Source organism: Pseudomonas peli, from assembly GCF_900099645.1.
GTDB classification, from domain to species: domain Bacteria; phylum Pseudomonadota; class Gammaproteobacteria; order Pseudomonadales; family Pseudomonadaceae; genus Aquipseudomonas; species Aquipseudomonas peli.
On the sequence record NZ_FMTL01000001.1, the window covers coordinates 1,026,357 to 1,045,376 of the forward strand.

Annotated in this window: 20 protein-coding genes and 3 tRNA genes; 11 read left to right on the forward strand and 12 right to left on the reverse strand. The window is 57.3% G+C overall.

Features of this window, described 5'->3' with window-relative positions:
• Positions 1–10 precede the first annotated feature (10 nt).
• The 5 genes from BLO50_RS05015 to BLO50_RS22145 form a co-directional block, all read right to left on the reverse strand.
• The gene (locus tag BLO50_RS05015; protein ID WP_090249297.1) at positions 11–892 is read right to left on the reverse strand and encodes an ABC transporter ATP-binding protein; all 882 of its coding nucleotides are present in this window, start codon (positions 890–892) and stop codon (positions 11–13) included.
• Positions 889–1,638 (reverse strand): tetratricopeptide repeat protein, encoded by a 750-nt coding sequence (locus tag BLO50_RS05020; RefSeq protein ID WP_143003801.1) that lies wholly within the window; start codon positions 1,636–1,638, stop codon positions 889–891. Before BLO50_RS05020 ends, BLO50_RS05015 begins: the two co-directional genes overlap by 4 nt.
• An 83-nt stretch (positions 1,639–1,721) precedes the next feature.
• On the reverse strand, positions 1,722–2,522 hold the full coding sequence (locus tag BLO50_RS05025; protein ID WP_167354430.1) for an ABC transporter permease: 801 nt from the start codon (positions 2,520–2,522) through the stop codon (positions 1,722–1,724).
• A 70-nt stretch (positions 2,523–2,592) separates the two neighbouring features.
• Complete coding sequence (locus BLO50_RS05030; protein WP_090249306.1) at positions 2,593–3,045, reverse strand: hypothetical protein; 453 nt, start codon at positions 3,043–3,045, stop codon at positions 2,593–2,595.
• A 19-nt stretch (positions 3,046–3,064) separates the two neighbouring features.
• On the reverse strand, positions 3,065–3,250 hold the full coding sequence (locus BLO50_RS22145; protein WP_090249309.1) for a type IV pilin protein: 186 nt from the start codon (positions 3,248–3,250) through the stop codon (positions 3,065–3,067).
• 239 nt (positions 3,251–3,489) lie between these two features.
• On the opposite strand from BLO50_RS22145, the gene pilB reads away from it, so the two are divergent.
• From pilB to yacG, 5 genes are all read left to right on the forward strand, one after another.
• A complete protein-coding gene (gene pilB, locus BLO50_RS05040; RefSeq protein WP_090249311.1) occupies positions 3,490–5,196 on the forward strand; it encodes a type IV-A pilus assembly ATPase PilB in 1,707 nt (568 codons plus the stop codon).
• Positions 5,197–5,199: 3 nt separating this feature from the next.
• Positions 5,200–6,423, forward strand: a complete 1,224-nt coding sequence (locus BLO50_RS05045; RefSeq protein WP_090249313.1) for a type II secretion system F family protein — start codon at positions 5,200–5,202, stop codon at positions 6,421–6,423.
• The gene (locus BLO50_RS05050; RefSeq protein ID WP_090249315.1) at positions 6,423–7,292 is read left to right on the forward strand and encodes a prepilin peptidase; all 870 of its coding nucleotides are present in this window, start codon (positions 6,423–6,425) and stop codon (positions 7,290–7,292) included. The genes BLO50_RS05045 and BLO50_RS05050 overlap by 1 nt, the downstream gene beginning before the upstream one ends.
• A 152-nt stretch (positions 7,293–7,444) precedes the next feature.
• Complete coding sequence (gene coaE, locus BLO50_RS05055) at positions 7,445–8,056, forward strand: dephospho-CoA kinase (protein ID WP_090249317.1); 612 nt, start codon at positions 7,445–7,447, stop codon at positions 8,054–8,056.
• Complete coding sequence (yacG, locus tag BLO50_RS05060; RefSeq protein WP_090249319.1) at positions 8,053–8,253, forward strand: DNA gyrase inhibitor YacG; 201 nt, start codon at positions 8,053–8,055, stop codon at positions 8,251–8,253. The genes coaE and yacG overlap by 4 nt, the downstream gene beginning before the upstream one ends.
• Before the next feature lie 3 nt (positions 8,254–8,256).
• On the opposite strand, the gene BLO50_RS05065 is transcribed toward yacG, so the two are convergent.
• Positions 8,257–8,472, reverse strand: a complete 216-nt coding sequence (locus BLO50_RS05065; protein ID WP_090249322.1) for a hypothetical protein — start codon at positions 8,470–8,472, stop codon at positions 8,257–8,259.
• Positions 8,473–8,576: 104 nt separating this feature from the next.
• Positions 8,577–9,266, reverse strand: coding sequence for an energy-coupling factor ABC transporter permease (locus BLO50_RS05070; protein ID WP_090251258.1), 690 nt, complete (start codon positions 9,264–9,266; stop codon positions 8,577–8,579).
• 132 nt (positions 9,267–9,398) lie between these two features.
• Here BLO50_RS05070 and BLO50_RS05075 point away from each other — a divergent pair, with 132 nt between their 5' ends.
• From BLO50_RS05075 to BLO50_RS05090, 4 genes are all read left to right on the forward strand, one after another.
• Positions 9,399–10,028 carry a DUF1780 domain-containing protein gene (locus BLO50_RS05075; RefSeq protein ID WP_090249325.1) on the forward strand — a complete coding sequence of 210 codons (630 nt, stop codon included), beginning with the start codon at positions 9,399–9,401 and terminating at the stop codon, positions 10,026–10,028.
• Complete coding sequence (locus tag BLO50_RS05080) at positions 10,025–10,519, forward strand: MOSC domain-containing protein (RefSeq protein WP_090249328.1); 495 nt, start codon at positions 10,025–10,027, stop codon at positions 10,517–10,519. The genes BLO50_RS05075 and BLO50_RS05080 overlap by 4 nt, the downstream gene beginning before the upstream one ends.
• Positions 10,520–10,601: 82 nt before the next feature.
• Complete coding sequence (locus tag BLO50_RS05085; RefSeq protein WP_090249331.1) at positions 10,602–10,775, forward strand: DUF3094 family protein; 174 nt, start codon at positions 10,602–10,604, stop codon at positions 10,773–10,775.
• A 63-nt stretch (positions 10,776–10,838) separates the two neighbouring features.
• Entirely contained in the window at positions 10,839–12,140 is a 1,302-nt protein-coding gene (locus BLO50_RS05090) for an NAD(P)/FAD-dependent oxidoreductase (RefSeq protein WP_090249334.1), read from the forward strand.
• Between the two features lie 164 nt (positions 12,141–12,304).
• Here BLO50_RS05090 and BLO50_RS05095 read toward each other — a convergent pair.
• From BLO50_RS05095 to BLO50_RS05105, 3 genes are all read right to left on the reverse strand, one after another.
• Positions 12,305–12,380 (reverse strand) — tRNA-Lys (locus BLO50_RS05095).
• A gap of 5 nt (positions 12,381–12,385) precedes the next feature.
• A tRNA-Pro gene (locus BLO50_RS05100) sits at positions 12,386–12,462 on the reverse strand.
• 9 nt (positions 12,463–12,471) lie between these two features.
• A tRNA-Asn gene (locus tag BLO50_RS05105) sits at positions 12,472–12,547 on the reverse strand.
• Positions 12,548–12,759: 212 nt separating this feature from the next.
• Between BLO50_RS05105 and BLO50_RS05110 the strand changes: the two genes are divergently transcribed.
• A complete protein-coding gene (locus BLO50_RS05110) occupies positions 12,760–15,117 on the forward strand; it encodes a DUF1631 domain-containing protein (protein WP_090249337.1) in 2,358 nt (785 codons plus the stop codon).
• A 9-nt stretch (positions 15,118–15,126) separates the two neighbouring features.
• On the forward strand, positions 15,127–15,462 hold the full coding sequence (locus BLO50_RS05115) for a PilZ domain-containing protein (RefSeq protein WP_090249340.1): 336 nt from the start codon (positions 15,127–15,129) through the stop codon (positions 15,460–15,462).
• An 84-nt stretch (positions 15,463–15,546) separates the two neighbouring features.
• On the opposite strand, the gene clpB is transcribed toward BLO50_RS05115, so the two are convergent.
• The gene (gene clpB / locus BLO50_RS05120) at positions 15,547–18,111 is read right to left on the reverse strand and encodes an ATP-dependent chaperone ClpB (RefSeq protein WP_090249343.1); all 2,565 of its coding nucleotides are present in this window, start codon (positions 18,109–18,111) and stop codon (positions 15,547–15,549) included.
• A gap of 165 nt (positions 18,112–18,276) precedes the next feature.
• Positions 18,277–19,002 carry a peptidoglycan editing factor PgeF gene (pgeF, locus tag BLO50_RS05125; protein WP_090249346.1) on the reverse strand — a complete coding sequence of 242 codons (726 nt, stop codon included), beginning with the start codon at positions 19,000–19,002 and terminating at the stop codon, positions 18,277–18,279.
• Between the last annotated feature and the right edge of the window lie 18 nt (positions 19,003–19,020).

Genomic DNA, 19,020 nt, shown 5'->3' on the forward strand with positions numbered 1-19,020 from the left:
GCCAGCACGCTTATTTGAGCACCAAACCTTCGAAGACATTTTCCAAGGTGCTTTGCGGCTGAGCATCAATCAGCACCGCACCGCTATCCTGTAAGCGCTGCAACAACGCGGGCAGATCCGTGCGTGGGCACAAGCCTTTCCATATCTGCTGAGCGTCCGGCCGGAAGCCCTCAAGCGCTGCCTCTCCGTGATAACGCACTACCAGCATGCTCTGACTGGCCAACATCTCCGCCATTGACTGCTGAGCGACAATTTCACCCTTGTGGATCATCACAAAACGATCGGCCAGACGCTCTACGTCATGCAGGATATGCGTGGAAAAAAACAAAGTGCCACCCTGCTGGCGATACTCCTGCATCAAATCCGCGACCTGCCTGCGCCCCACGGGGTCAAGCCCGGACATCGGCTCATCCAGCACCAACAGTTCAGGCTGAATGGCGAACGCGTGAGCCAGTGCAGTGCGCTGAGTCATACCCTTGGACAGATTGCGAATACGCTTGTCGGCCGCATAGGCGATACCCAACTTATCCAGCCAAAGAGCAGTACGGCGCGTATTCTCCACCCCGCGAATGCCATGCAAACGCAAACCTGCCGACAGTACTTCACGCGGCGTCAGTTGCTCGTACAGATAAGGATTTTCTGGCACATAGCCCACACCAGCGCGCGAGCGCGGATCCTCTGCCGAGCGCCCCATCAACAAGGCCTCACCAGCATCGGCACGAATAGCCCCGAACAGAATCTTGATAGTGGTGCTTTTACCTGCACCGTTTTGGCCGATAAAACCCACCGACTCGCCCGCCGCGACCGTAAAGCTGACATCATCAATGGCTTTGACTTCGCGGCCCTTGAGTTTGAATCGTTTGATCAAACCCGCTACTTCAACCAGATTCATTCTTGCTTCCGTATGTCGATATGGTCAGCCACTTGCAACTCACCGCTGGCATCCAGCGTGTAACCCGCCCCCAGCGGATCCTCAGGAAAAACCGTAAGCCCACCATAGCCAATCAGCTGCTCCCAGGCAGTGGGTAATTTGCCTTGGTGTTGCTGTCGGTAATCCGCCAAGGCCGCGCGCAGTGCCAGCAAACCCTCCAGACGCGCAATACGCGCCTGGAGCAGCTGACGAAAGTCTTTATCGGTACTTTGTGCATGCATATTGCGCAATACATCCAGCGCCACCGCCGAGTCATTCTGCCGCTCATACCAGGCAGCAGCCATACTACGCAGCGCAGGGGCGTTCTTTGGATGTCGCTGCGCGGCAATCTCCGCCCACTGTCCCGCTTTGGTCATATCGCGCTCAAAATACATAGCGTTAAACGCGTAATAAAACGCTGGCCACATATCCCAAGTGCGAGCCTGTGCAGCTTTAAGCAAAACCTCCTGCCCCGCCTCGACCTGACCGTTCCACGGCAGTATCGCGGCCGCCAGGTAGTAATTGTCTTCATGAAATGGATTTAAACGCGCAGCATCAACCTGCAACTGCCCCTGAATACGATAAGTTTCTCGCTCGGTCACGCTCGTATCGACCACAACACTGCGAAACACATTAAGACTCGCCGCCAGATAGGGGTCGCCGCCTGAATGGAGCAATTGCACCAACAGCGGCAGGCGCACCCGCAGCACTTCAAGGCGCTGATCCAAGCGTTGATGATCGTGCAAACGCAGGCCGCTATAGGCAAAAGCACCCCAGCACAATGCTGCCACCAGTAACGGCCGCCAAATACTCATGTGAAGTTGCGCCGCTGAAAGACCACTGCAGCCAGCGTTAGCAGCAGCACGATATAAGCCGCCGCATTAAGCACAGCCAGCACCATCGCTGGCATATCCGGCGTCAACCCATACAACGCTAGCGCCCGCCAGTCCAGCCGCGACAAATCAGGCAGCCAAGCGTAAGCGTGCTCTAACACGGGACTAAACAGAGCCTCATGCAGGGGGTCAGACCGCGCGCTACGCAAATGGCTAATGGTCGGGCCCAGCCCACGAGCAGCGAGGGCAAAGGCAAAGCCCAGCAACAACGGTAAATAAGGTGTGGTGGAAATACTGGCCAAAAGAATGGCAAAGGCCACCACCACCAGCAGATCTAACCAGATACCCAGCAGCGACATCATATAGGGCATGCCCAGCGCCGGCGGCTGCAACTGCGGATGGCTAGAACCAAATAGATACAGCACCAGCCATAACGCCAGGCCGACAAAAACCAACGCACCGCCACTTAGAACAGCGACGGCAAGAAAACGGGAAAACAGAAACTGGCTCCGCGTAACCGGGTAAGCCAACAAAAAGTAGATAGTTTTACGCTCAATATCTCGAGCCAGCAGATCCTGCACCCAGAGCAATGCCATCAAGAGCAGAACAAAACGCAGCCCACTCAGCCCGACATCTAAGGCTACGGTCAACGGCTGACGTCCGGAAAAATTGCCGGCCAGCAACGCTACGCCCAGTAGGGCTAGCGTGATCAGCAGCAGGATACGAAAACCCTGACCACGGATACCGGCACGCATCCCCAAGGCTGTCAACTCGAACATGTTTATCATCCCTAAAAAAGAGCCCCCATTACGGGGGCTCACTTTAAGCGTACAACTTCCAATCTAGCGTTTACGGAGTGACGATAGCGCAACCGTTAGCCTTAGTCATATCAAGGGTACTGTCTACAACCAAGCTAGCACCAAGATCGGTTTTATCTTTTGCCACCTGCGGGCCGCACTGTGAAATGCTACCGCCAACTGACGAGCCAGTGAACACGCTGTAGCCTTTATTGGAGCCTGCAACAACGCCGAAACGGCTATTGGCCGGCTGCTCAAGCACACCCGCAATAACGTTGGCCGAAACAGTAAAGTCAAAGGAGTTCTTTACAAAACCGGCACGACCAGGCTGTGCAGTCATCAGGCCTTGACGTGCAATGTTAATCTTATTAGCTACAGTACCAACTGGCTGAAACACGTTGGAGGCCAGCACTACGATAATATCCGCAGCTGGAGCAGCAGCAGCGAAGACACCAGCCGAAGTGAAAAGGCCAGCAAACAGAGTTGCAGTAATAATCTTTTTCATGTTCTCAGTCCCCTGTCAATTAGTTAGAGTTGGCGATGGCGCCAGTCATAATATTGCGCGCGTCAGACTGACCCGACTTGTCATAACCCTTGGCCTGGTAATCTTGGAACTGAGGGATGGCAACAGCAGCGAGAATACCGATGATCGCGATAACGATCATCAGTTCGATCAGGGTAAAACCCTTTTGGCTCTTGTTCGACTTCATGGTGATCTCCTTGAAATGCACAGTTAACGTAGCCTGTTGGCTCGTACCTTAAACACATCAAATAGCGTGCCAACTCCACACCAGCGCAAGCTGCTGCGCCCCGAGCAAAGCGCGCCTGCAAACCACAGAAATTAGCGTTAAAAAGCGACGTTTTTTGTCACCCTAATTGTACGCAGTGGCAGGTCCGTCGCTTCTCGTTTATAAGTTGTGGATACTTTACCGCTCTCGATGTGACCTTTATGACTGACGCCCCCGTTCTGACCGGCCTGGTTCGCCAGCTGGTGCTTGCTGAAATCATCGACGAAGCAACCGCCATCAAGGCTTCCCAGCAAGCCCAGCGCAATAACATCCCTCTAGTCACTTACCTGGTACAAAATAAGCTGGCTAATAGCCGGCAAATCGCCGCACAGGCAGCAGAGCAGTTCGGCGTACCGCATATGGACCTCGCCTCACTCGACCGCGAGGCCCAACCTAAAGAGCTGATAAGCGAAAAACTCGCCCGCAAGCACCGCGTCATTCCCTTATGGAGGCGGGGCAACAAGCTATTTATTGGCATCTCGGACCCCACCCAACAACAGGCAATCACCGATATTCAGTTCAGCACGGGCATGAATACCGAAATGATCATGGTCGAAGACGACCGCCTTGACGCCGCAATCGATCAGTATTTCGACAACGGCAGCAAAGCCATGAGCGGAATGGGCGACATCGACCTCGACGAAGGCCTTGTGTTCGAGACCGAAGCGGAAGGCAAGGATGACAACGCCGCAGGCGGTGATGGCGATGACGCCCCGGTAGTTCGCTTTGTGAATAAGATGCTGCTGGACGCTATTAAAAGCGGCTCATCGGATCTGCACTTTGAGCCGTATGAGAAAACCTACCGTGTGCGCTTTCGCACCGACGGCATCCTGCAGGAAATTGCTCGCCCGCCTATTCAGCTCGCTCCGCGCATCTCAGCTCGCCTCAAGGTAATGGCAGGCCTGGATATTTCCGAGCGGCGGAAGCCGCAGGATGGGCGGATAAAGATGCGCATTTCAAAAACAAAATCCATCGACTTTCGTGTAAGCACGTGCCCAACACTGTGGGGCGAAAAGATCGTGATGCGGATTCTTGACTCCGCTAGTGCGCAGATGGGCATCGACGCCCTTGGGTACGAAGAGTCACAGAAAGAGCTGTACATGGCCGCACTGAAACAACCACAGGGCATGATTCTGGTAACCGGCCCTACTGGCTCCGGCAAAACAGTCTCCCTTTATACGGGCCTGAATATCCTCAACACCGTCGACGTCAATATCTCTACAGCTGAAGACCCGGTTGAGATCAACCTGGAGGGCATCAACCAGGTCAACGTAAACCCCAAACAGGGCATGGACTTTACCGCAGCGCTGAAGTCGTTCCTGCGTCAGGACCCTGACATCATCATGGTCGGCGAGATTCGCGATCTGGACACCGCATCGATTGCCGTCAAGGCCGCCCAGACCGGCCACATGGTGATGTCAACGCTGCACACCAACAGCGCCGCAGAAACACTGACGCGCCTGCGCAACATGGGTGTGCCGTCGTTCAACATTGCCACGTCAGTCAATCTGATCATTGCCCAGCGCCTGGCGCGCAAACTGTGCAGCCACTGCAAGAAAGAAGTTCAGGTCCCACGCGAGACCCTGTTAGAGGAAGGCTTCCCAGAAGACCAGATTGGCAAATTCAAGATTTACAGCCCTGTAGGCTGCGACAGCTGCAACGGTGGTTACAAAGGCCGTGTCGGTATTTATGAAGTAGTTAAAAACACGCCTGCACTGCAACGGATTATCATGGAAGAAGGCAACTCGATAGATATCTCTCTCCAGATGCGTAAAGACGGCTTTAATGACCTTCGTACCTCAGCCCTGCTGAAGGCCATGCAAGGTGTCACCAGCCTTGAAGAAGTGAACCGCGTCACTAAGGACTAACCCATGGCGACCAAGACTATTCAGCCCAGCACTTTTCAGTGGGAAGGCAAAGACAAGAAAGGCAACACGCTCAAAGGGGAAGTGAATAGCACCTCGGCTGCACTGGTGAAATCTCAGCTGCGGGCACAGGGCATTGCAGCCAATAAAGTAAAAAAGAAACCGAAATCACTGTTTGGCGGTGCAGGCAAAAAAATAACCCCATTGGACATCGCGCTATTCACACGTCAAATGGCCACAATGATGGGGGCTGGGGTTCCATTGCTGCAGTCGTTTGACATTATTGGCGAGGGGTTTGAAAACCCCAATATGCGTACGCTAATCGGTAACGTGAAGCAAGAAGTGTCTGGCGGTAACAGCCTTGCCAACTCACTGCGCAAATTTCCCGATCACTTTGATGACCTATATTGCAACCTGGTGGATGCAGGCGAGCAATCCGGTGCCTTGGAAATGCTGCTTGATCGTGTAGCAACCTACAAAGAAAAAACCGAGGCACTCAAAGCTAAAATCAAAAAAGCAATGACTTACCCTGTTGCGGTAATTATTGTCGCTGTGATTGTTACAGCCATTCTTCTCATCAAGGTGGTACCGACCTTTCAGGGCGTGTTTGCTGGCTTTGGAGCAGAACTCCCGGCGTTCACCATGATGGTCATTAACATGTCTGAGTTTCTCCAGGCCTGGTGGTTTCTAATACTTGCCGCATTTTTTGGTGCTGCCTTAGTAATTAAAACCACTCACCGTAAAAGTGAGAAATTCCGTGACGCCACTGACAAGGCAAAGCTCAAGCTACCAATTGTTGGCAGTATCCTTTTCAAAGCCACAGTTGCACGTTTTGGCCGCACTCTAGCTACGACCTTCTCGGCCGGTGTTCCTCTTGTAGAGGCACTTGACTCCGTAGCCGGCGCAACTGGTAACGTGGTGTTCCGCACAGCGGTAAATCGAATTAAACAAGATGTATCAAGCGGCATGCAGCTAAACTTCGCCATGCGCAATACTGGTATTTTCCCCGCGATGGCAGTGCAGATGGCCGCAATTGGCGAAGAGTCCGGCTCCCTTGACGCCATGCTGGATAAGGTTGCCACCTACTATGAGGCTGAGGTCGATAACGCGGTGGATAACCTCACCACACTGCTCGAACCATTAATCATGGCTGTTCTCGGCATTCTGGTGGGTGGTCTGATCATTGCCATGTACCTGCCAATTTTCAGCCTAGGCGGCGTGATAGGTTGATGCTCAACTTATATGTCATTGCTACCAACACCATTCTATTTACCGCAGCCGCGCTGTTGCTTGGACTACTAATTGGTAGCTTCCTTAATGTAGTGGTATATCGACTCCCCGTGATGATGCAACGTGAGTGGCAGGCAGAAGCAAAATCGATTTTGCTTCTGCCTGCCGACACAAGCACATCAGCATTCAATCTTTTGCTGCCCAACTCGCAATGCCCGCACTGCTCTCATGAAATAAGGCCCTGGGAAAATATTCCGGTTATCAGCTACCTGTTTCTGCGCGGTAAGTGCTCTAGCTGTAAAGCACCAATCAGCATGCGCTACCCACTGGTTGAGCTGGCCTGCGGGTTATTGTCGGCCTTTATTGCCTGGCACTTCGGTTTTACCTGGCAGGCGGGAGCGATGTTGCTGTTGACCTGGGGCTTACTGGCGATGAGCCTGATCGATGTTGATCATCAGCTGCTTCCAGACTCGCTGGTGCTGCCGCTGCTGTGGCTTGGCTTGATTACCAATAGCTTTGGGTTGTTTACCAGCCTGGAAGATGCGCTCTGGGGCGCGATTGCTGGCTATCTGAGCCTGTGGTCGGTGTACTGGCTGTTCAAGCTGGTAACGGGCAAGGAAGGCATGGGTTATGGCGACTTCAAGTTGCTGGCGATGCTCGGCGCATGGGGTGGCTGGCAGGTATTGCCGCTGACGATATTGCTGTCATCGCTGGTGGGCGCCGTGCTGGGCTTGATCATGCTGCGCCTGCGAAACGCGGAAGCCAGCACGCCTATCCCCTTTGGTCCTTATCTGGCGATTGCCGGCTGGATTGCCTTGATCTGGGGCGAGCAAATCACTTCCAGCTACCTGCAGATTGCAGGGTTCTAAAAAAGCGTCATAGCCCTGGCTAAACCGGGCTGGCGCGTCACACCCGTGACCGTCGGCGGCTCAAGAACTGAGCCGCCCTCTATGGTTCGCCATCAGCCAAGCCGCTGCACTACAATCGCGCCCTTATATGTCCTGCATGAGCTCGCACCTTGATGACAAAACCCTGGATTCTTGGCCTAACCGGCGGCATTGGCAGTGGCAAGAGTGCTGTGGCACAGCACTTTATCGACCTAGGCGTTCATCTGGTCGATGCCGACCACGCGGCGCGCTGGGTGGTTGAGCCGGGTAAGCCAGCGCTGGCGAAGATAGCTGAACACTTCGGCAGCGATGTGTTGCAGGCCGACGGCCAGCTTGATCGCGCCGCGCTGCGCAACCGAATTTTTGCCGATGCCAATGAGCGACGCTGGCTCGAAGCGCTACTGCACCCGCTTATCGGCCAGGAAATCATCCAGTACCTAGCGCGCGCAGAATCACCCTATGCAATTCTGGTTTCGCCACTGCTGGTTGAGTCAGGCCAGCACAAGCTGACCCAGCGCATACTGGTGGTGGACGCATCTGAAAAGCTGCAAGTGCAGCGCACCATGGCTCGCGACCAGAGCTCCAACGAACAGGTGCAGGCTATTCTCAAAGCCCAGGCCAGCCGTGCAGAACGCCTGCAACATGCCCATGACGTACTGCTTAATGATCAAGACTTGCCCTGGCTGCGAGCCGAAGTGGAACGACTCCACACCTTTTACCTAAGCCTACGCGGAGGCCAAGCATGAGTACGCCAACCCTAGTCGCCTGCCCCACCTGTAGCGCCCCCGTCGAATGGGGCCCGCAAAGCCCGAGCCGGCCATTCTGCAGCGAACGCTGCAAGCTGATCGACCTCGGCGCCTGGGCCTCGGAAGAGCACGCAATTGCCGGCAACCCACTGGAAGATGATCTGTTCTCTGGGGAGTTACCGCCTCGCGAGCACTGATATTCAAGGCCGCATAAAACTGTAGTCGCGCTCGTCATCCAGATTGTCGGCGAGAAACTGCAGTTCTGCGGCCAGATCCGCCGCGCTGCGCCCGACCCGGCTGCGCTCGACCACTGCGCTGAGCATAGCCCGCAGCGCCATGGCCTGATCGAAATCCTGCGCCTCAACATCCTGCAAAATCTGCTCGATTGCCTGCCTCGCCCATTGGTGCACGCCCATGTCACGTCCTCTCTGTTGATAGATGCAAGATCGCGCATAGCCATTCGCGCAACTTGATCTGGATCAACCTGCACAACGCAATCGAAACGCTGAAGGGCGCGCCATCAGCGCGGCAGATCATCACCCTTCCAGGGCGCGGCCAGATAACGCGTGCGGTTGAAGGTCTCCAGCCAGTCTGGATAGAACACCACCAACGCGGTCACCAGCATGCCGTTGATAAAGGCCTCGGGGAAAATCACCAGCCAGAGGTAGCCGATAAAATCCTCCAGCCAGGGCGGCATCGGGAACAACCCGTCCACCCAAAGCAAGGTGAAGGCGGCAGCGATACACAGCAAGGCAGCCAGCGCAGCGGCGAAGAAGCCGCTGAAGAAGATGTAGACGAACAGATTGCGCGGCTGCTTTTTCTCAACCCAAAGCGCGCAGGCTTCGGTCACCCACACGGGTATCACCACCAGCAGCACGCCGTTAACACCCAGGGCTGCAAGATCTTGTCGGCCCAGCACCAGCAGCCCCAGCTGCGCAATCAACCCCACCAGCATGGCCAACGGCCAATCCAGCAGCAAGGTGACCGCCGTCATGCCGATAAAGTGATAGGACAGGCCCGAGTCGAAATCCCGACGCACCAGCCACAGCACAAACAGCGCCAGCGCTGTACCACCCAGCAAATGCTGACGACGCAGATCACTGCACAGCTCAACCCAGGGCGCACGCCAGATCGCCCAGCACAGCAGCGGCAGATAGATCAGCCAACCCAGTATCAGGCTGGTGGAAGACAACAAGTGCGCGGCAATCATGCGGAACACCCCCCAAGCCATCGTGACTGACTTGTGCAGTCTACAACTGCGGGCTCCAGCAACACATGAAAAGCACGCAACAACCGCCGCAGAGGGTACCAACAACCCAAGCGCGCAGGCTAAGCTGAGCCTATGGATGACTCAGATTACCTGCGCCTGCTGACGCATCAGGCTGAACAAGCCAACGCCTTTCTCTCAAACGCACGCAAGTGGGAACGCGAGCGCTGGGTCTGCCAGCGCCTGCTACAAGCGCTGAACGTCAGCCACCGCCTGGATGAATTCAGCGCCGCCAACCATGAACCACCCGACGTATTGTTCCGCGAGGCCAGCTTTGAAGTGTTCTTCGTCCTCGACGAAGGCCGTCGCCTGAATGATGAGTGGCGTGCCGAACTGGAACGGCGACGCAGCGCGTTTTCCCTCAGCCAACTGGTGCGGCGCGAAACCAAACCACGGCGCATTGCCGCAGGCGAGCTGCAGCAGCGACTCACACCCACGCTGCGCAAAAAAGCCCACAACTACAAAGAGCGCGGCCTCGACCTGGGCGAGCTGGACTTGCTCGCCTACGTCAACCTGAAGCGCGCCGTGCCAGACTTCAACAGCCACTTTCCACCACCGACCGAGTTTCTCCGCCAAGGCTGGCGCTCGCTATCACTGGTCGGTCCGACCTTTGCCCGCGTGCTGTTCGCCCATCCGAGCGCACCCGACTTTCTGCGCCACAACCTCGGTCGCAGCATACTTTTCGATGTAGGTATCAGCCTGTGAGTCCTCTGCATGAACTGCTTGCCGCCGTGCCTCAGCAAGGCTGTGTACGCTGGATAGGCGTGCGCCCCGCATCGCGAGCAACGATGATTGAATTGGACGCCGTGGAAGCGCGCCGTGAAGCAGGCCTCACCGGCGACCACAGCCGGCCGGGGCCGCGCAATGCCAGGCAAGTCACCCTAATTCAATGGGAACACCTCGCGGTGATAAGCGCCTTAATGGGTCGCCCTACCGAACAGCCGATCAACCCGATTGAACTGCGGCGCAATATCGCCATAAGTGGCATCAACCTGTTCAGCCTCAAGGGCCGACGCTTCCGCCTCGGCCAGGCGATACTGGAAACCACCGGCTGGTGCCAACCCTGCGCCAAGCTGGAGGAACGCTTAGGGCTTGGTACCTTTCAGGCCATGCGCGGCCACGGCGGAATTACCGCGCGCGTGCTACAAGGGGGCATTATTCGCTTGAATGACGCCCTGCGCGTTGAGCCTTTATAAGTCGCGCGGCTAGAATGCCCAGCACTTCAGCCTGTAATCGATCCCATCAATTGCCAACCGCCCCCATTAATTCGAGGCACGCATGTCCAGTCGCCTGAATCCTGATGATAAAAAACGTGTCGAGCAATACCTTAGCGCTCCGCAACATCAGGTCGAGCGCCAGCCGTTCAAGGTCTGGCGACTGCTGCTGATCATCGTAATGGTCACGATTGGCCTGGGTGTGCTGAGCCGTCTTCTGAGTCGACTGGTGCTATGAGCTGCTTAGCGCTCGCCCACAGCGACTCGCCACTTTTTCTTAAAAGCCTTATGAGCGTGTCTGATGACTCATCAAATCGTAATTGTCGGCGGCGGCGCCGGCGGACTGGAGCTTGCTACCCGCCTGGGTAGAACCCTGGGTAAACGCGGCCAAGCCAAGATCACCCTGGTCGATGCCAACCTGACGCATATCTGGAAACCGTTGCTGCACGAAGTGGCCGCGGGCTCGCTGAACTCCTCAGGTGACGAACTCAACTACGTGGCGCAAGCCAAATGGAATCACTTCGAATTCCAACTGGGGCGGATGTGCGACCTCAATCGCGCAAAAAAACGTATCAGCCTTACTGCCACCCTGGATGATCAGGGGCAGGTGCTCATGCCTGCGCGCGAGCTCAGCTATGACAGCCTGGTTATTGCTGTGGGAAGTACCACCAATGACTTCGGCACGTCGGGCGCCGCCGAGCACTGCCTGTTTCTCGACACCCGCGAGCAGGCCGAACGCTTCCACCACCAGCTGCTCAGCCACTACCTGCGCGCCCATGCCAGCCAAAGCGCAGCTACCGAGCTAATCAACATCGCCATCGTCGGCGCCGGCGCAACAGGCGTTGAACTTGCCGCCGAACTGCACCATGCCGCACGCGAATTGGCTGCCTACGGTTTGGATCGGATCAGCCCGGAAAACATGCGTATCACCCTGATTGAAGCCGGCCCCCGGGTCTTGCCTGCCCTGCCGGAACGGATCAGCCAGCCCGTGCATAAGACCTTGGAGAAACTCGGCGTAACCGTCCTCACCGGCGCAGCCGTCAGCCAAGTCACTCGCGAGGCGCTGCATACCGCACAAGGCCAAGTCATCCCAGCCACCTTGAAAGTCTGGGCGGCGGGGATTCGCGCACCTGACTTCCTTAAAGAGCTGGATGACCTGGAAAGTAATCGCATCAACCAATTGCAGGTGCGCCTGACGCTGCAGACCACCCTGGACGACAATATCTTCGCTTTCGGCGACTGCGCCGCCTGCCCGCAGCCGGGCAGCGAAGGACGCAACGTGCCGCCGCGCGCGCAAGCGGCGCATCAGCAAGCCTCGTTGCTGGCTAAATCGCTGAAGCTGCGCATTGAGGGCAAAGCCCTGCCGGAATACCGCTACCGCGATTACGGCTCACTGATCTCGCTGTCGACCTTCTCTGCGGTCGGCAACCTGATGGGCAACCTGACCGGCAGCGTTATGCTCGAAGGCTGGCTGGCCAGGATGTTCTATGTATCGCTCTACCGCATGCACCAAATCGCCCTATACGGCGCCACCCGCACACTACTGATGATGCTTGGCGACCGCATCGGCCGCAGCACCGAGCCGCGTCTAAAGCTGCATTGATTGGCTCAACCCTATCCGCAGGAACTCGCTACGGCCGCCCAGCACCATGTGCGGCATGGCCAGTTCTTGCATTTAAATCCGCCAAAGAATCGAGGTCGATATAAATCGCAGGCAATAAAAAACCCGCACTAGGCGGGTTTTTTATCATTCAAGCATGCTTGAAATGGTGGGTCGTGTGGGATTCGAACCTACGACCAATTGGTTAAAAGCCAACTGCTCTACCAACTGAGCTAACGACCCAAAAATGGTCGGGGTAGGGGGATTCGAACTCCCGACATCCTGCTCCCAAAGCAGGCGCGCTACCGGACTGCGCTATACCCCGATGAAAGATTGGCTCCGCGACCAGGACTCGAACCTGGGACCCAATGATTAACAGTCATTTGCTCTACCGACTGAGCTATCGCGGAACTACTTGCTTCCGTTCTCAGAAACTGGAGCCGGTTATTAAATCGTTTCCCGTGTCTGAGGCGCGCCATTTTACGTTTCCGCGCGCGCCTGTCAACCCCTTAAATTGCTTTTAGTACAATGATTTGCAGCTGCGTGAGCGGCTGCTATATCTTCACTAGGTCTGTATTCATTGCAGGACGCACAAGCCGTAAGGCTCCAGCCAGGAAAGTCCATGAGTAACCAGGGCACACCGCCAAATCCACCCGGCTCAACGCACACCCTTGCCAGCCGTGGCATCCAGCCACGCTTCGGCGACTTGGTGCAAAGCTGTCGAAAACTAGTGATGAACCGCCTGGCTGAACACCTGACGGGGGTCTTTGCCCAGGTCGACGACACGCTGTTCGAATGCGCCGAAAAAGCCGAGAACAATCAGGTGCAAACCCTGTTCTTCGACAACATGCGCGAGATCCGCCGGCAGCGTCCGCAGATTGAACGCAGCTATCATCAGCAAATTGCACAGAATTTCTCTGATTTCCTCGAAGGCAAACTCAAGCCACCACCCAGCACCAGCAAGCTGGACGCTGAACACATGGCGCTGGTGCAAAACGAGGATTATGAAGAAAGCCTGCAAGTCACCAATATGGTCAGCCGGGTCAAGGCGCGCTGCGCGCAATCACTGTTTGCTCTGGAACAACGCCTGGCACTCCTTAATAACGGCCAGAAGTTGGGTGAGGACATCAATCCCTTTGGCCCACAGATGATTGCCCAGGCGTTTCGTGATGCTCTGACGCCCTGCCCATTTCCACTGCGTATAAAGGTCATCCTTTATACGTTGTTTGATACACATGTTATGCAGAGCCTGGACAGCATCTATACCGCATTGAATCAACGCCTGATCGATGCAGGTGTGCTGCCAAATTTGAAGTACACCGCGCAGCGCAACAATCCACTGCTACGGCCTAAAACCTCGACTGCCGCGCCGACCGAGCAAGCACCTGAAGGCAGCAGCTCCGCCAGCAACAGCCAGACCGGTACGCCTTCGGCACCAGCGCCAGGGCAATCCTACAAGCCTGTCACTACAGACCTCAGCGGCCCACCACCGAGTGACCCCCTGGAATTGCTCGGCAGCCTGGCGACACTACTGGGCGAACACCGCCAGCGCGATATTGACGCGCCACTCCTTGGCGGCACGCGCAGCATTGCCAGCTTCACACCGCGCGAGGCGACCAGCACCTACAGCGCCTCAGCCCTGCTGGACGCGCTGAATCGCATGCAGCAACAATCAGCCAACGACCTGTCGCAGCGGCTGAGTCGCCCGCAGCAGGTAGAAGGCCTCAAGGCAGATTTGCAACAGCAGCTAGAAGCGCACAGCGAGCTACCAGGCCAGCAGAAGGTTTCTGACCAGGAAGCCGACGTGATCGACTTGGTCGGCATGCTGTTCGACTTTATCCTCGACGACGACAACCTGCCGGACACGTGCAAGACCACCCTGTCCCACCTGCATACGCCCTACCTGAAAGTGGCACTTCAGGACAAAGCGCTGTTCACCCAGCACCACCATCCGGCCCGGCGCCTGCTCAATGCCATGGCCCAAGCAGGTGTTTTGTATGGCGGGGAAGGCGACGAACGCGGCCTGCTGGCCAAAATGCAGTGGGTGGTTGAGCGGGTTATCCATGATTTTTTCGGCGACCTGCAACTGTTTAACAACCTACTGGAGGAATTCAACGAATTCGTTGCGACACTCCGCCATAAGGTCGAGCTGCGCGAGCGCCGTGCAGTAGAAGCGGCAAAAGGCCGCGACAAACTGCTTGGCGCTCGTCAGCATGCAGTCGAAGTGATCGGTAACAGCCTGAATAATCGTCAACCGCCAACCATCATCCGCAACTTCCTCGAACTGACCTGGGCGGACGTACTGGTCTTTGTACTGCTGCGCAATGGTGAGCAGAGCCCGGAATGGCAGCGCGCCTGCGAAGCGGCCGAGCAACTGGCCTGGAGTGGCACCCTGCTTGACGACGCCGGCCGTGAGCGCCTGCAGAAATTACGCGTGCCGCTGCTCGAAGACCTGCGCAAAGGCCTGGAGCTGCTGGGCGGCTACCACGAAGACGGCATCCGCCGGCTGCTGCAGGACCTCGTGGCCTGCCAACATGCCGTACAGGCCAAACAGCCACAAGTGGCCGCCCAGCTCAAACCCATCCTGCCCGAGAGCCCACTCGGCGCCATGCTCGGTGAAGACGCCGCGCTGGCCACTCTGGCACCACGCGAATCAACACTCTCGACCCGCGCGCTGGCGCTGGCTAAAGAGCTGGGACATATCGAGTTCGGCACCTGGTTCGAGTTCGTCAATGGCGAGCAGGTGCGCACACTCAAGCTGTCCTGGTTCAGCCCAACAACTCGCAACTACATGTTTGTCGACCAGAGCGGCCAGCGCGTGGCAATCAAGCCACTCACCCAGCTGGCCACTGAAATGGAACAAGGGCTGGCGCGCATCGTCACCCCCGAACGAGGTGCACCACTTGTGGACCGTGCCCTTACCGCCATTTACCGCGTGCTCCAGCGTTTTACCGGGCGCACGGCTGAGCCTCAAGAATAAGGAACTCCTATGGATGACGAACGTCGCCTGCACAGCCGGCATAACGCCGAAGTGCAGCTGGAAGTCTTCGACCTACACACGGGACAACGCCTGGGCCGCGTGGTCGACCTGTCCGCCGACGGCTTTATGTTGTTTAGCGATACGCCGCTGGCCGCCGACGAGCTGGTGGAGTGCCGCCTAGTGAGTGAGCAGCCGGTAGAGGGCGTCTGTGAAATCACCCTCGGCGCTGATTGCCTGTGGAGTCGTCCTGGCGCCGACGGCCAGCACTGTTGGGCCGGCTTTCACATCATTGACCTGGCAGAAGACCAGGCTGCCGCACTGGAAGTCCTGCTCAAGCACCTGTAATCCGCCCCAATAAAAACACCCCGGTCAGCGCGAACTGTACCGGGGTGTTTTTTTATTTTGCAGCCCTATTGTGGCCGACAGCGTTTAACCAAAGACGATTTCATCGCCCTCAACCTTACCTGTCACACTGCTGCCTGGGGCGAACTTGCCGGCCAGAATCAGCTGGGCCAAGGGGTTTTCGATCCAGCGCTGCACTGCACGCTTGAGCGGGCGAGCACCATAGACCGGGTCGTAACCAACGGCGATCAGCTTATCCAAGGCCTCATCGGACAACTCCAGACTCAGCTCACGCTCAGCCAGTCGCTGACGCAAACGGCTCAGCTGGATTTGTGCGATACCCGCAATCTGGTCGCGGGCCAGCGGCTCGAAGATCACCACCTCATCAATCCGGTTGATAAATTCCGGACGGAAGTGTGTGCCCACCGCATCCATCACAGCTGCGCGCTGCGCCTCACGATCACCGACCAGCTCCTGAATCTGCGAGGAGCCAAGGTTGGATGTCATCACGATTACGGTGTTCTTGAAATCCACGGTGCGGCCATGGCTGTCAGTCAGACGACCATCTTCAAGCACCTGCAACAGCACGTTGAACACGTCCGGATGCGCCTTTTCCACTTCATCCAGTAGGATCACCGAATAGGGCTTACGGCGTACCGCCTCGGTTAAATAACCGCCCTCTTCGTAACCGACATAACCCGGTGGTGCTCCGATCAGCCGCGCCACGGAGTGCTTCTCCATAAACTCGGACATGTCGATACGCACCAACGCCTCTTCGGTATCGAACAGAAACTCAGCCAACGCCTTGCACAGTTCGGTTTTACCGACCCCGGTAGGACCAAGAAAGAGGAACGAACCGCTCGGCCGATTCGGGTCGGACAGCCCGGCACGAGAGCGCCGAACCGCGTTAGCCACAGCAACCACGGCTTCGTCCTGACCGATCACCCGCTGATGCAGCAGGCCTTCCATTTTCAGCAGTTTGTCGCGCTCGCCTTCGAGCATCTTGCTTACCGGAATACCGGTCCATTTCGACACCACTTCGGCGATTTCTTCCTCGGTGACCTTGCTACGCAGCAACTGGTTCTCGCTTTTACCGTGCTGATCGACCATCTGCAGGCTGCGCTCCAGATCGGGAATAATCCCGTACTGCAGCTCGGCCATGCGGTTGAGATCACCCTTGCGCCGCGCCGCCTCAAGCTCCTGACGGGCCTGCTCGATCTTCTGCTGGATTTGCGCGGAGCCTTGCACCTCAGCCTTCTCAGACTTCCAGATTTCCTCCAGGTCGGCGTATTCGCGCTCCAGGCGCGCAATGTCTTCGTTAAGCTTGGCCAGGCGCTTGATCGCCGCTTCGTCGTCTTCTTTCTTCAACGCCTGGGCTTCAACCTTGAGCTGAATCAGGCGGCGCTCAAGGCGGTCGAGCACCTCGGGCTTGGAATCGATCTCCATACGAATGCGGCTGGCCGCTTCGTCGATCAGGTCGATGGCCTTATCCGGCAACTGACGATCGGTGATATAGCGGTGCGACAACTTGGCCGCGGCGATGATCGCGCCGTCAGTGATGGCCACCTTGTGGTGCACCTCGTAGCGTTCTTTCAGCCCACGCAGGATGGCGATGGTGTCTTCTTCGCTCGGCTCATCCACCAGCACCTTCTGAAAGCGCCGCTCCAGCGCTGCGTCTTTCTCGATGTACTGGCGGTACTCGTTGAGCGTGGTCGCGCCGACGCAGTGCAGTTCACCGCGAGCAAGGGACGGTTTGAGCATATTGCCAGCGTCCATCGAGCCTTCGCCCTTGCCGGCGCCAACCATGGTGTGCAGCTCGTCGATAAACAGGATGATCCGCCCTTCCTGCTTGCTCAGCTCATTGAGCACCGCTTTCAGACGCTCCTCGAACTCGCCGCGGAACTTGGCGCCAGCAATCAGCGACCCCATATCCAGCGACAGCAGGCGCTTGTCCTTCAAGCCATCCGGCACTTCGCCGTTAACGATGCGCTGGGCCAGGCCTTCGGCAATCGCCGTCTTACCCACGCCCGGCTCGCCGATCAGCACCGGGTTGTTCTTGGTGCGGCGCTGCAATACCTGAATGGTGCGGCGGATTTCGTCATCACGGCCGATCACTGGGTCGAGCTTGCCTTCCTCGGCACGCTTGGTCAGGTCGACGGTGTACTTGTCCAACGCCTGGCGATTTTCCTCGACGTTCGGGTCATTTACCGCGTCGCCGCCGCGCAGGTTGGTCACGGCGTTTTCCAGCGCCTTGCGGCTGACGCCCTGACCCAGCAACAGCTTGCCCAGCTTGGTGTTCTCATCCATCGCGGCGAGCAGCACCAGCTCGCTGGAGATAAACTGGTCGCCTTTCTGCTGCGACAGGCGATCGGCCTGATTGAGCAGACGCGCCAGGTCCTGCGACAGATTGACGTCGCCGGAGGGATTCTGGATTTTGCCCAGCTGATCCAGCTCCTTGCCCAAGGCCAGGCGCAGGCTGTTGACATCAAAACCGACCTGCATCAGCAGCGGCTTGATTGAGCCGCCCTGCTGTTCGAGCAATGCCTGCATCAGGTGCAGCGGCTCAATGGCCGCATGGTCCAGACCAACGGCCAGGGACTGCGCATCGGAGAGCGCGAGTTGCAACTTGCTGGTTAAACGATCAATACGCATAAACAATCAACCCTCGTGGTGGTGGCAGGCCGGCGCACTGAATCGCACCCAAACAGAAAGCCTGCGAGATGAAGAGTAGATGAGGACGATTGTGCGGGTTTCAAGCCGAGCGGCGTTGACCTGGGTCATTTGCCGCAACAGTGCCGCAGCTGCGGCACGCGAGGATCAGTTGCCCAGCCAGATCAGGCTGGCAAAGCGCCCGGTTTGCGCCGAACGGCGGTAGGAGAAGAAACGTGGGTCGTTGAAGGTGCAGAAATCGCCGCCGTACACCGCCTCAACGCCACAAGCAGCCAGACGAATGCGCGCCAGCTGATAGATGTCGGCCATAAATTTGCCCGCATTGACGCTGGGCTGGAATGCTGACGCGGCTTGCGCATGCTGGGCGACAAAGGCCTCACGCACTTCAGCGCCCACTTCGAAGGCCTGCGGACCAATCGCCGGCCCTAGCCAAACCAGCACCTGATCCGCCGGCACTGCCAGTTGCTCCAGCGTGGCTTCCAGCACCCCGGCAGCCAGGCCGCGCCAGCCGGCATGGGCCGCAGCTACACGGGTTCCAGCACGATCACAGAACAGCGCTGGCAAGCAATCGGCGGTCATCACCGTACAGGCAACGCCGGGCTTACTCGCCCAACTGGCGTCGGCTTCAAGCACTAGGGCTGGATCAGCCTCGACCACCGCAACGCCATGCACCTGCTGCAACCAGGCGGGCTTGCAGCCGAGCAGGCTGACCAAGCGTTGACGGTTTTTCAGCACGGCTTGCGGGTCGTCGCCGACATGCTCGCCCAGGTTGCAACTGTCGAACGGCGCAAGGCTCACGCCGCCTGAACGAGTAGTAACGCTAGTTTTTACTCTTGCCGGTGCGGGCCATTGCGGCGCTAGCCAGTCGTGCATCCTGTCACCCAACTCCCT